We start from the raw sequence: 12,468 nt of genomic DNA, 5'->3' as shown, positions 1-12,468 counted from the left end.
ACGGTCCTTACTGGCTGGAAACGGAAGAGGGCATGTTGGCGGGTTTGGCCGGTGCGGCAGGCAGGAAGAACATCACCAGCGCGACCACCAGGTAGATCAGGTAGGCACCCAGGGTGCTGACGGTCGGCGCTTCCTGGTAGCCGAACATGCCGGCGAGCACTGAACCCAGAGGGCTGTCCATCGGCAATGCGGCGCTGAAGTCGAACAGCACCGTTTGCAGGTGGTTCCACACGCCTGCTTCGTGCAGGGCCTGCACCGAATTGGCCAGAATGCCGGCGGCGACCACCAGGATGAACAGGCCGGTCCAGCGGAAAAACGCGCCGAGGTTGAGGCGCATGCTGCCGGTGTAGATCAGGAAACCCACGATGATCGCCAGGACCAGGCCGAGCAAGGCGCCAATCGGCGCGCCCGGGCCTTCGCTTTGCTGGAACACCGCCAGCAGGAAAAACACGGTTTCCAGGCCTTCCCGGGCCACGGCGAAGAACACCATGAGGATCAGGGCCGTGACCTGGTGTTTGGAACCGGTCAGAGCCTGATCAAGGGAGGCATGCAGGGAATGCTTGATGGAGCGCGCGACCTTGCGCATCCAGAACACCATGGAGCTGAGAATACCCACGGCGACCAAGCCGACGATGCCTTCGAACAGTTCCTGTTGTTTTTGCGGGAATTCGGCGCTGACCAACTCCAGGCCACCGCCCACCAACAAAGCCAACGCGGCGGCGAGGAACACCCCGATCCACACCGCGGGCATCCATTGGCCGCGGCCAGTCTGTTGCAGGTAACTGGCGATGATGCCAACGATCAATGCTGCTTCAATGCCTTCGCGCAGCATGATGAGAAAGGGGACAAGCATTCGGCACCAGAGCGTAACTAGATAGGAGCCTAAGTTGTAACATAATGATACTCATTGCTAAACAGGAAATATTGACGTTTGCTGAACAGTGGCTGAACGACCAGGAGAAGGCCGCTCAGTAGTCCTGTCCGACGGCCTGGTTATAGGCGTCCACCAGCAAGTCAAAGCGCCGTTGTGTTTCAAAGTAATCAGCGTTTAGCCTGTCTGGATCGGGGGTTTCGCTGGAATGCTGGGCAAGTGCTTGGAGCGCGCCAAGGTAGTCGTAACCGGGTTGTTTAATCCGCTGCCACAACTGTTGGGCCTTGGCTTCGGAGGTCGGTAGGTTGGGGCGCAGGTACCGCTGGGCGTAATCCCAGGTCTGCTGTATGTCGCTCAATGCGTCCGCCAATTGCTTGGGGGATCGTGGGTCAAGGCTGTGCATCGTATCGCGGGTCTGCAGGATCAGGCCGGCGATAAGCGCCATCTGGTGTTCGTCACGTACCTGCAACTGCTGCAGTTGTTGCAGGCGTATCCGGCGGTCGGCTACGTCCACGGCGGCGCGCAGTTCGGATGAGACCGTGAGGAATTTTTCCGCCACAGGGAAGAACTGCGCATCGCTGATCGCCCGCTGCGCAGGGGTGAGGCCAGGGACGGTTGCGCTGGGGTAGAAGTCGAACGCTTTCACCGATGAATAGACCTGCAGCAGGTGGTCCATATAGTCGTTGCGAAGCGCGGCGATCTGCGGCAAGTATTTTTGCAGTGCGCTTCTTTGCGAGGACGTCAGCAGGCACAGGTCCGGGCGTTTGGCGTCGTAGTCCAGCAGGCTCAATTGCGGGCCTTGTGTGCGCTGATACAGCTCGGGGAAACGCTCGATGAACGCCATATTCGGGTCGTTGGCGCGGGGGCTGCGGCTGCGGTAGTTGAAGTACGCCACTCGCCAATTGCTGTCGACTCGGTTGAGGCAGTCGATCACCGGACGCAGCGCCTGGGCTTGCTGGTGCTCAAGCGCTGCCGGGCGGTTGGCCCAGGTTTTCAGCGGGGCGAGCATATCGGTATTCGTCAGCAGGCCCACGGTGCTCAGCGCCAGGGGCACGAAGGTGCAGAGGGCAGCAAAGGTGATGCGGTTCATGGTGTACACCCCGGCGCGCCAGCTTTGAGTCCGCTGCAACGGCTCATCAAGAACGGCTGCAAGCCCTCATCACGGTGGATACGTTGATTGTTTTCGTACATCTGCGCGGCGCTCAGCAGCAGGGCGCCGAGGCCCAGGCCGATGGCCCATTGGCGCGTCGACGGTCGCGCCGGCCAGCGCCACCTCAGTGCTGCACGTAATCCCGGCCGACCAAGCACGCGCTGCGCCAGGCCCAGGCCCTGCAACGTCAACACATAGCCCGCCAACGCGTAGTTGCCGAGGATCATCCAGATCAACAGGCCAAGCACCCAGCACGGCAGAATCTCGCGGATCACCAACGGTGGCGGCCGGCGAAAGCTCAGCCAGGGCGACAGGTGCACGGCAAGCCGCTCATCGATTTCACCAAAACCGTCGGTGACCGGACGCCAGATCGCGAGGATGAGCAGGGCCGGTATAGCGATCAGGAAGGCCCAGGTAGGGGCCATGCCGAGGGATTCCATCAGGGTGTGGTCGGTCATTTGCTGGTCGTGGATCGCCCAGCCGACGGCCATGCCCAGCAACGCCACAAACATCGGCCAGGGGCGGCTGATGCGTTCCCAGTCGCGCCAGAAGTAGGGATCCTCACCGGGCATGTGTGCGCACAGGGCCGGGTACTGGTTGAGCAGGGTTTCGCTGAGGGTGCGGCAGGCGTTCCAGTCGGATTCGCCGAAGCGCCGGGAGAGGCGTTGGCGTTGTTCCAGCGTCATGTCGCCGAACAGCAACCTGGCCGCGCGCGCCTTGGGGTCACGGCTGTCCAGGCTGGCCTGGTGGTAGACCTGTGCACTGAAACGCTCCAGTACATTGCGTTCCTTTAACGCCGACCACTCAGGCTCGGGGCAGTGGTTTTCCAGGTACTGATCGGACCAGGCCTGCTCGGTGCACAGGGTTTCGAACAGCGGCTCGGACCAGAAGGTGCTGGCCAGCAGCGTGCGCGCGAGTACGTCATTGAGCCGCGCATGGCGCGCCAGGGGCTTGAGCCATTCGGTGTTATGCAACTCGATCAAGGCCGCCGTGAAGGCCTCGACCTGTTGTTGATTGAGTAATTCGGTGAGCGTGTGCTCGACGTCGGTAAACATCTGCTCCAACAAGGCAGCCAGACGATAGTCGGGCAGTCGCACGGGTGTTTCCCGTTGCCAGGGCGTGAGCCAGTGCAGATGAGTGACGGCCCAGGCCGCAATCGCGGGTTCCGTGCCATTCAGGCAGCGTTGCAGCAGCAGGGCCTCAAAAGCCTCGGCGCATCCAATGTGCTGGGCTTGCTCATAGAGACGCGCAAGATTGGCCGGTGTGGCGTCGTCCACCAAGGCTTGCGCCTGGTCCAAGCGCGTGTCGGGCTCGGTCGTAGCGGGCTGCACTGTGTCGACCGGGAGCGCTTGCGGCACTTCGACGGGCGCTTCATAACGGCTCCATTGCAGCGCGTGCTCATAGGCCTCGCGCAGGCGCTGGAAGCCGACAGGGTCTTCATCCGGGCGATGCTGTTTGAGCAACACCGCGTATTGGCGCTTGATACTGCGAGCATCGGCGTCGGACGGCAGCCCAAGTACTTCCCAGCAACTCATCGATTCCACTCCCTGTCGGTAAAAATCCCGGCGCAGAATACCCGAGACCAATACCTCGGTGCCTACTCTTTTGCCGCGCGACTGCCTAAGATGGCCGCACTTCACGCCACACAGGGCACGGCGGCGCCAATGTTGGAAAAAGACACCATCTCCATCCACCTCGTACGCGAGGCCTTGTTGCAGAGCTGTGCAACCGGTGCAGCCACGATTGAAGTCTTGCGCAAAGTCGGGATTGACCCTGGGTTGCTCGAACTGCCGACCGCACGCATTCCGGCTACCGCTTATGCGCGGCTGTGGCGTTTGCTGGCACGGCGCATGGACGATGAATTCTTCGGCATGGACCCGCGCAAGCTCAAGTCCGGCAGCCTGGCGTTTTTGTGCCATGCCTGCGTGGCGCAACCAACGCTTGCTACCAGCCTGGAAACCGGTTTGGGGTTCCTCTCGCTGATGCTGGAACGCATGCCCGCCCAGTTGGTGCGCCAACAGAGCCTGGCAGAGATTGTCCTGCACGAGCCCGAGCCTAAGCCGCAGCGCGCGTTCACCTATTTTACCTATTGGATGATCGTGCACGGCGTCGCCTGCTGGCTGGCGGGACGGCGCATTCCCATCCTGGCTATTGAGTTGCGCTGCCCACAGCCAGACTTTTACGACGACTACCAAGTCATGTTTTCCGACAACCTGCGCTTCGACCGACCGCGCACCCGTATGATCTTTTCCGCTGACTGCCTCGACTTGCCCATCAAGCGCAGCCCTGAAGAACTCAAGCGCTTCCTCGCCCACGCGCCGGCCAACATCCTGGTCAAATACCGCGACCCCGACAGCCTCGCCACACGGATCAAACACGACCTGCGCCAAATGCCCCCCGACACCTGGCCGGAAACCGAAGGCCTTGCGGCCACCTTATGCATCTCCGCCTCAACCCTGCGCCGCCGTCTGGCGGAAGAAGGGCAAACCTACCAAGGCCTCAAGGACAGCGTGCGCAAAGAACTGGCGATAGTGTGGCTGGCGGAACCGCAGATCAGCTTCGCCGAGATTGCCGCGCGGTTAGGGTTTGCGGACACGAGCTCGTTTTATAAGGCGTTTCGGAAGTGGGCGGGGTCCAATCCTGGGCATTATCGGAGTTTGATTTTGAATGAAGTCACTCGCGTTTAAGTTCGGGGCGCAAGGGACTAAGAAATAACTGGCTGTGTCTTGCGTTTGCGTCCGACAACGTGATCCTTCGAACTTTTAGGAAGTGCCCGGCTTACTTGGATTGATAATTCATGCGCGGTTGATTGCACTGCAATTCTACGAGTCGTGGCTCAGGCACGCTCATCTACCGACAGGTTGTTATTTTCAGAGTTTACAAAATAGGCCAGGCATTGATCACTTGATTTGCACTTTTCATTCCACCAAGAATATAGGTGACATCTCCGGGTTTCGAGTAGCGGTCGGTACTGAAATATGCCAGTTGATCTTCATATTTCTCATTGAATAGCGCTATAGCATTGAACTTAACGTCCTGTTTTGTCTGGTGCCCATTTTCATCGAATGCGCCATCGCCGGAAATGAACATACTAAATGTGTTCCCATCTATCAGACCTGCCTCGTATAGCCTTCCTCCTACATCTTTCAGCTCGTACGTGCTAATAGATGTCATGTCATAATTTTTTAAGAATGCCTTTAAGTCATTGGTTTTTTCTTGACCCTTCAGCTTCAGTGTCTCCGCCGCCTTGGCCTCTTCATTCACAGTGGACGCATTTGTCACCATCGTCGGATTTCTGACTACGCGAGCATCAGTTTGCTTCGATAGCGTGGCTGCGGCATTCGTAACGAGCATTCCCATATCAATCTGCTGTTTGTATTAAGCATTCCATCCCTTATCGACCTAGGACCGGCCAACCTTAGTCAGCGCTGTAATTTCAGAATGGTCTGACAGATACTGCAAGGTAGCGTGAGGGCAACTTCCTAAAGCGTATCTCTGACTGCCTGCTGGCACCTGGCTGGAAACCGAAGGCCCCAAGGCCGTATGCGCAAAGAACGGGCGATTGTGTGGGTGGCGGAACCGCAGATCATATTTGTCGAGATTACTGCAAGGTTGCGGTTGCGAGCTCATTTTATGAGGCGTTTCGCAAGTGGGCGGGGTCGAATCCTGGGCATTACCGGAATTTGATGTTGAATGAGGTTATTCGAATTTGTGCCCGGGGTATAAAGGACTAAGAAGTAGCTAGCTATATCCTTCGTCGACGTCTGACAGTGCGATCCTACGGCTTTTGGGGAAGTGTCTGGCTTACATGGATTTATAATTCATGCACAGTGGTGGCGCGGTTCTCACCGATGTATTCGCTGACTCCTACTCAGGTGTCGCGGCATAAGCACTCAATGCAAAAAAAACTGCGCCTGCTATGAGGAGAACGTATGGGTAGCTGAAAGAGTGAGGTCGTTTTAATGCATGTATTGCATGCGGAAATGTTGATCATTAACTTATGAAGTTGAGTTTAAGAGGGTGAATGTATGAAAAGGTATGTTGCGCTGTCGTTTGCATTGTTAATGGGGTTGTCGTTACATGTGTCCGCTTTATGTTTGAGTGTTTCTGAGAGTTATAGCGGTATCTTGGGTGTCGTTGGGCGTTGAGCGAGAATCGGGAGCGGCATGGAGAGAGTTTTGTTGACGCCGCTCCCTTTTGTCATCGCATACGCACGCTCACCTACGGAGGAACTATAGTTCGCAGAGGCGACAAAGTAGGCAAGATCGTTCATTGCTTGGTTCGCATTTTTCCTTTCTCCAAGTTTCGTCATCAACACTGAATGCATTCGTAACGACCATACCCATATCAATCTGCTGTTTGTATTAAGCATTCCATTCCTTGTCGACCATGAATCGGTCAACGTTAGTTTGCGATGTGAATGGAGAATGTTCTGACCGATATCGCTGGGGAGTGTGGGGGGCACGTCCCAATGCACACGCCTGAAAAGTATCCGACCAAAAAAAAGCCCCATGACCAAACAGGCCACGGGGCTAAAAATTGGTTGGATGCGACCAACCAAAGGAGCTCTTTACATCACTTCGCCGTTGCTACAACGGTGTCTGGCTTCCATCCACCTCCGAGTGCCTTGTAGATCGCCACGATCCCGCGATACAGGTCCACTTCGGCCTGGGCCTGGGAGTCTTCCGCGGCGAGGCGTTCGCGTTGGGCGTCGAGGAGGACGAGGAAGTCCACGGTGCCTTCGCGGTAGCGGATGGCAGCGAGGTCGGCGGCGGCGCGGCTGGATTCGCTTTGGCGGATCAGTGAGATCAGGCGTTGCTGACGCTTGCTGTAGTCACTGAAGGCGTTTTCGGATTCTTCCAGTGCCAGCAACACTTGCTGCTCATAGGTCGCCAGGGCGCCATCGGCTTCGGCGTCTGCGCCACGCAAACGGGCGCGCACGCTGCCCAGGTCGAACGCGGCCCAGGTGATGCTCGGGCCGAGGGCCCAGGCATTCGCGGCGGACGAACCGATCTGTGAACCGCGCCCGGCGGTAAAGCCGAGGAAGCCGCTGAGGCTGACCCGTGGGAACAGGTCGGCCTTGGCCACGCCGATACGTGCGGTGGCGGCGGCCAGTTTGCGTTCGGCGCTGAGAATGTCCGGGCGACGTTGCAGCAGTTGGCCTGGATCACCGATCGGCAACGCCTTGGCAATCGCCGGCAGGTCTTTCGGGCCCAGGTCCACGCTCAACTTGTCCGGACGCTGGCCGAGGAGGGTGGCGATGCGGTTACGTTCGCGCACTTGTTCGGCTTGCAGTTGCGGCACGCTGGCTTCAACGGCTGCGAGGCGTGCGTCGGCGCGTTCCACGTCGAGTTGGTCACCCACACCGGCGTCGCGCAGGCTGACGGTGATGGTGCGCGAATCTTGCTGGTTCTTCAGATTGTCCAGGGCGATCTTTTCACGCAGTTGTGCGCCGCGCAGTTGACCGTAGGCGTCCACCAGTTCGGCAATCAGGGTGACTTGCAGCTGGTATAGATTGGCTTCGGCGGCTTGCTGGTCGGCGTCGGTGGCTTCCAGGTTGCGCTGGATGCGGCCGAACAGGTCCAGTTCCCAGGCCATGTCCAGGCCCAGGTCGTAACGCTCGGTCTTGACCCGGCGGGTGGTCTGGCCCGGAATCTGGCCCTTGCCCTGGTCGCTGCTGACGCGGCTGGTAATCGTCGGCATGGCATCATTGCTGGCGTCATCGCGGATTGCACGAGCAGCGCGCAGGCGGGCAAACGCTACGCGCAAATCGCGGTTACCTTGCAGCGATTGAGTCACCAACTGGTTAAGCGTCGGGTCTTCGAACTGCTGCCACCAGATGCCTTCGAACTTGGCGTGGTCATACTGCTTGGCGTCCGCGGCGGCGGTGATGTTCGCCGCCTCCGGGGTCTGGGTCTTGTAGTCCGGGCCCACGGCACAGGCGCTCAGCGCCAGTACCAGCAAGCTCGGCAGGAATACTTTCACACTCATTGCTGTGTCTCCAGCTTCAAGGCCTTGGCCGCTTTGCGCGCTTCGCTGCGCTCCACATAACGACGGATCAGTACGTAGAACACTGGCGTGAGCAACAGACCGAAGAAGGTCACACCGATCATCCCGGAGAACACCGCCACGCCCATGGCATGACGCATCTCGGCACCGGCACCGCTGGACAACACCAGTGGCACCACACCCATGATGAAGGCGAACGAGGTCATCAGAATCGGCCGCAGACGCAGGCGGCAGGCTTCCAGCACCGCGGCCAGCGGGTCGAGGCCCTCGGCTTGTTTGTCCTTGGCGAACTCGACGATCAGAATCGCGTTCTTACACGCCAGGCCCACCAGTACAATCAAGCCAATCTGAGTGAAGATGTTGTTGTCGCCACCCGAGATGATCACCCCGGTAATGGCCGACAGCAGCGTCATCGGTACGATCAGGATCACCGCCAGTGGCAGGCTCCAGCTCTCGTATTGAGCAGCCAGTACCAGGAACGCCAGCAGTACGCAGAGCGGGAACACAAACAGCGCGGTGTTGCCCGAGAGGATTTGCTGATAAGTCAGGTCAGTCCACTCATAGGTCATGCCGTTGGGCAGTTCATCCTTCAACAGTTTTTCAATCGCCGCTTCTGCCTGGCCGGAGCTGTAGCCCGGAGCGGCGTTGCCGTTGATTTCAGCGGTGATAAAGCCGTTGTAGTGCATCACGCGGTCCGGGCCTGAGGTGTCGCTGACCTTGATGAAGGTTGCCAGCGGGATCATCTCGCCCTTGTTGTTACGCACTTTCAGTTGGCCAATCTGGTCCGAATCATTGCGGAACTGCTGCTCCGCCTGCACGTTGACCTGATAGGTACGGCCGAAGCGGTTGAAGTCGTTGGCATACAACGAGCCCAAGTAGATCTGCAGGGTGTCGAAGATGTCGCTGATCGCCACCCCGTGGGTCTTGGCCTTTTCGCGGTCGATGGCGGCATCGACCTGGGGCACGTTGACCGTGTAGCTGGTGAACAGGCCGAACAGTTCCGGCACGCCATGGCTCTTGGTGATGACGTTCTGCACTTCTTTGTACAGTTCGTCATAGCCCAGGTTGCCACGGTCTTCGATCTGCAGACGGAACCCGCCGATAGTGCCGAGGCCCTGTACCGGTGGCGGCGGGAAGATCGCCATGTAGGCTTCCTGGATGTCGCTGTACTTGCCGTTCAACGCGCCGGCAATCGCACCGGCGGACATGCTCGGGTCTTTGCGCTCATCGAACGGCTTCAAGGTCACGAACACGATGCCGCTGTTCGGGCTGTTGGTGAACCCGTTAATCGACAGGCCCGGGAAGGCAATAGCGCTTTCCACGCCGGGCTGTTTCAAGGCGATGTCAGACATGCGCTTGATCACGTTTTCAGTGCGGTCCAGGCTGGCGGCGTCGGGCAACTGGGCGAAAGCCACCAGGTATTGCTTGTCCTGGGCCGGTACGAAACCGGTCGGTGTGTGGGCAAAGCCCAGCCAGGTCAGGACCATCAGGCCTGCGTACAGGAACAGTGCGATGCCGCTGCCGCGAATCACCCGGCGAACGGTGCCGACATAGCCGTGGCTGGCTTTTTCGAAGAAGCGGTTGAATGGACGGAACAACCAGCCACCCAACAGCTTGTCGAGGAACCTGGAGAAGCCATCTTTCGGCGCGTTGTGGCCCTTGAGCAACACCGCTGCCAGTGCAGGGGACAGGGTCAGCGAGTTGAACGCGGAGATCACTGTGGAGATCGCAATGGTCAACGCGAACTGCTTGTAGAACTGCCCGGTCAAGCCGCTGATAAAGGCTGCTGGCACGAACACCGCGCACAGCACCAGCGCCGTCGCGATGATCGGACCGGTCACTTCGCTCATGGCTTTTTCAGTGGCGGGGAAGGGCTCAAGCCCCAACTCGATATTACGTTCGACGTTTTCCACCACCACGATGGCGTCGTCCACCACGATACCAATCGCCAATACCAATCCGAACAACGACAGTGCGTTAAGCGAGAACCCAAACAGGTGCATCACCGCAAACGTACCGATCAGCGAGACCGGCACCGCCACCAACGGGATGATCGAGGCGCGCCAGGTCTGCAGGAACAGGATCACCACCAGCACGACCAGGATCAGTGCTTCGAACAGCGTGTGAACCACCGCCTCGATGGAGCCGCGCACGAACACCGTCGGGTCATAGGCGATGCGGTAGTCCATGCCTTCGGGGAAGCTTTTTTTCAGCTCCGCCATCTTGGCGCGTACATCGTTGGAGATGTCGATGGCGTTAGAGCCCGGGCGCTGGAAGATCGGGATCGCCACCGCTGGTTGATTGTCGATCAACGAGCGCAGGGCATATTGGCTGGAGCCCAGCTCGACCCGTGCAATGTCCTTAAGGCGCGTGATTTCACCGTTATCGCCAGCGCGAATCACGATGTTCTCGAACTCTTCTTCGGTGACCAGGCGCCCCTGGGTGTTGACCGACAGCTGGAAGCTGGTGTCGTTAGGTGAAGGCTGCGCGCCCAAGGCACCGGCGGCGACTTGGCGGTTCTGCTCGCGAATCGCCGTCACCACATCGGTGGCGGTCAGGTTGCGCGAGGCGGTCTTGTTCGGGTCCAGCCATACACGCAACGAGTAGTCGCCCATGCCGAACAACTGCACATCGCCCACGCCACCGAGCCGCGCGAGCTCATCCTTGATATTCAGGATCGCGTAGTTGGACAGGTAGAGCATGTTGTAGCGCTGATCCGGCGAGGTGATGTGCACCACCATGGTCAGGTCGGGGGAGGCCTTGTCCACGGTGATACCGATGCGCGTCACTTCCTCAGGCAGTTTTGGCTGAGTCCGCGTCACGCGGTTTTGCACCTGCACCTGCGCGTTGTCCAGGTCGGTGCCCAGGGCGAAGGTGATGGTCAGGGTCAGCTTGCCGTCGGCGGTCGACTGCGAGGACATGTACAGCATGTTCTCGACGCCGGTGATGGCCTGCTCCAGCGGCGCGGCCACGGTTTCGCCGATGACCTTGGGGTTGGCGCCGGGGAAGTTGGCGCGCACCACCACGGTCGGCGGTACCACTTCCGGGTATTCGCTGATCGGCAGTTGGAACAGCGAGATCGCGCCGGCGATCAGAATCAGCAGCGACAGCACCGCTGCGAAGATCGGACGCGAAATGAAGAACTTGGAAAAATTCATCTTGAGTCGTATCCCTTAACCGCGTGGAGTCGCGACGCTGGCAAGTTTGGGCGCGGCTTTATCCGGCGCCACTTGTTCCAGGTTGCTGGCTTCAAGCGCTTGTCGTTGTTGGGCCAAGGCGGCGAGGGTTTCTTTGCTGGCCATCGGAATGGTTTCCGGGGCGACCGGCGAGCCGGGGCGTGCACGCTGCAGGCCCTTGACGATGATGGTGTCGTCCTTGTTCAGGCCGCTGCGTACGATGCGCAAACCTTCGATCTTCGGCCCCAGTTCCACGGCGCGATAAGCCGGTTTGTCGCCGTCCATCACCAGTACGAATTTCTTGCCCAGATCGGTGCCCACGGCTTCATCGTTGATCAGCACGGCGGAGTAGGTGCCGCTGCCCACCAGCTTCAGGCGTGCGTACAGGCCAGGGGTGTATTCGCCCTTGCTGTTGTCAAACACGGCGCGCCCACGAATGGTGCCGGTGGCCGGGTTGACCTGGTTGTCGACGAAGTTCATCTGGCCCAGGTGCGGGTTGCCGGTTTCATTCGACAGGCCCAGGTAAACCGGGGTGGTAGCGCCACGGCGGCCTTGGCGAGCCAGCTCGGTGTACTTGAGGTAAACGCGCTCATCGGCGTCGAAATAGGCGTAGACCTTGTCGGTGGAAACCACGCTGGTCAGCGCGGTGACGTCAGCGGTCACCAGGTTGCCGGCGGTGATGTCGGCACGGCTGACGCGGCCGCTGATTGGCGAGGTTACGCGGGTAAAGCTCAGGTTCAGCTTGGCCAGGTCCAACTGCGCCTGGATCCCGGCGACGGCGGCGCGGGCTTCCTGGGCGGCGGTGGTGCGCGAGTCGGCCAGTTCGGCGGAGATCGCATTGCTCTGGCGCAGGCGCTCGCCGCGTTGGGCTTCGTTGTCACTGCGGGTGGCGGCGGCGCGGGTCTGTTGCAACTGGGCTTCAAGGCGGCGCACTTCAGCCTGGAACGGACGCGGGTCGATCTGGAACAGCAGGTCGCCTTTCTTGACCAAAGCGCCTTCGGTGAAAGCGACTTGGTCAATCTGGCCAGAAACCCGTGGACGGATCTGCACAGTTTCCGGTGCTTCCAAACGACCGGTGAATTCATCCCACTCGTTCACCGGTTGTTCCAGCACCTTGGCCACACTGACTTTGGCGGCTGGCATGGCGGCCGCTTGTTCCGGGGTCTTGCCGCACGCGCTCATCACCACCACGGCCAAAATCGCCAGGGGGAAGCGCAAATGTTTGAGTGACTGTTCCATGAGGTGCATCCGCCAATGTATTT

8 protein-coding genes and 1 pseudogene are annotated in these 12,468 nt (G+C 59.5%); 2 read left to right on the top strand and 7 right to left on the bottom strand.

What is annotated here, in order from left to right; genetic code table 11:
- Positions 1–7 precede the first annotated feature (7 nt).
- The 3 genes from efeU to ACVWXD_RS10930 all read right to left on the bottom strand — a co-directional run bounded on the left by efeU (position 8) and on the right by ACVWXD_RS10930 (position 3,556).
- Positions 8–853, bottom strand: coding sequence for an iron uptake transporter permease EfeU (gene efeU, locus ACVWXD_RS10940; protein WP_032891284.1), 846 nt, complete (start codon positions 851–853; stop codon positions 8–10).
- Between the two features lie 115 nt (positions 854–968).
- Entirely contained in the window at positions 969–1,961 is a 993-nt protein-coding gene (locus ACVWXD_RS10935) for a hypothetical protein (RefSeq protein ID WP_401379615.1), read from the bottom strand.
- The gene (locus tag ACVWXD_RS10930) at positions 1,958–3,556 is read right to left on the bottom strand and encodes a J domain-containing protein (RefSeq protein ID WP_401379613.1); all 1,599 of its coding nucleotides are present in this window, start codon (positions 3,554–3,556) and stop codon (positions 1,958–1,960) included. The genes ACVWXD_RS10935 and ACVWXD_RS10930 overlap by 4 nt, the downstream gene beginning before the upstream one ends.
- Positions 3,557–3,685: 129 nt before the next feature.
- Here ACVWXD_RS10930 and ACVWXD_RS10925 point away from each other — a divergent pair, with 129 nt between their 5' ends.
- A complete protein-coding gene (locus ACVWXD_RS10925) occupies positions 3,686–4,708 on the top strand; it encodes an AraC family transcriptional regulator (RefSeq protein ID WP_260368134.1) in 1,023 nt (340 codons plus the stop codon).
- Positions 4,709–4,898: 190 nt separating this feature from the next.
- Here the strand turns inward: ACVWXD_RS10925 and ACVWXD_RS10920 are convergent, their stop codons facing one another.
- Positions 4,899–5,375 carry a hypothetical protein gene (locus tag ACVWXD_RS10920; RefSeq protein ID WP_457370990.1) on the bottom strand — a complete coding sequence of 159 codons (477 nt, stop codon included), beginning with the start codon at positions 5,373–5,375 and terminating at the stop codon, positions 4,899–4,901.
- Positions 5,376–5,564: 189 nt separating this feature from the next.
- Between ACVWXD_RS10920 and ACVWXD_RS10915 the strand changes: the two are divergent.
- A pseudogene (locus ACVWXD_RS10915) lies at positions 5,565–5,755 on the top strand (hypothetical protein); the annotation flags it as partial.
- Positions 5,756–6,596: 841 nt separating this feature from the next.
- Here the strand turns inward: ACVWXD_RS10915 and ACVWXD_RS10910 are convergent.
- From ACVWXD_RS10910 to mexE, 3 genes are read right to left on the bottom strand one after another with little or no spacing between them, the layout of a single operon-like run.
- Complete coding sequence (locus ACVWXD_RS10910) at positions 6,597–8,012, bottom strand: efflux transporter outer membrane subunit (RefSeq protein ID WP_181643931.1); 1,416 nt, start codon at positions 8,010–8,012, stop codon at positions 6,597–6,599.
- On the bottom strand, positions 8,009–11,188 hold the full coding sequence (locus tag ACVWXD_RS10905) for an efflux RND transporter permease subunit (protein WP_032891294.1): 3,180 nt from the start codon (positions 11,186–11,188) through the stop codon (positions 8,009–8,011). Before ACVWXD_RS10905 ends, ACVWXD_RS10910 begins: the two co-directional genes overlap by 4 nt.
- 15 nt (positions 11,189–11,203) lie before the next feature.
- A complete protein-coding gene (mexE, locus tag ACVWXD_RS10900; RefSeq protein ID WP_032891296.1) occupies positions 11,204–12,445 on the bottom strand; it encodes a multidrug efflux RND transporter periplasmic adaptor subunit MexE in 1,242 nt (413 codons plus the stop codon).
- Positions 12,446–12,468 lie beyond the last annotated feature (23 nt).

The organism is Pseudomonas sp. TE3911 (assembly GCF_054062775.1).
This window is presented reverse-complemented; position numbering and strand designations above follow the sequence as displayed.

Bases quoted from the DNA above. Each gene is read 5' to 3' on its own strand.
- efeU (WP_032891284.1), bottom strand. From the start codon at position 853: ATGCTTGTCCCCTTTCTCATCATGCTGCGCGAAGGCATTGAAGCAGCA.
- ACVWXD_RS10935 (WP_401379615.1), bottom strand. From the start codon at position 1,961: ATGAACCGCATCACCTTTGCTGCCCTCTGCACCTTCGTGCCCCTGGCG.
- ACVWXD_RS10930 (WP_401379613.1), bottom strand. From the start codon at position 3,556: ATGAGTTGCTGGGAAGTACTTGGGCTGCCGTCCGACGCCGATGCTCGC.
- ACVWXD_RS10925 (WP_260368134.1), top strand. From the start codon at position 3,686: ATGTTGGAAAAAGACACCATCTCCATCCACCTCGTACGCGAGGCCTTG.
- ACVWXD_RS10920 (WP_457370990.1), bottom strand. From the start codon at position 5,375: ATGCTCGTTACGAATGCCGCAGCCACGCTATCGAAGCAAACTGATGCT.
- ACVWXD_RS10910 (WP_181643931.1), bottom strand. From the start codon at position 8,012: ATGAGTGTGAAAGTATTCCTGCCGAGCTTGCTGGTACTGGCGCTGAGC.
- ACVWXD_RS10905 (WP_032891294.1), bottom strand. From the start codon at position 11,188: ATGAATTTTTCCAAGTTCTTCATTTCGCGTCCGATCTTCGCAGCGGTG.
- mexE (WP_032891296.1), bottom strand. From the start codon at position 12,445: ATGGAACAGTCACTCAAACATTTGCGCTTCCCCCTGGCGATTTTGGCC.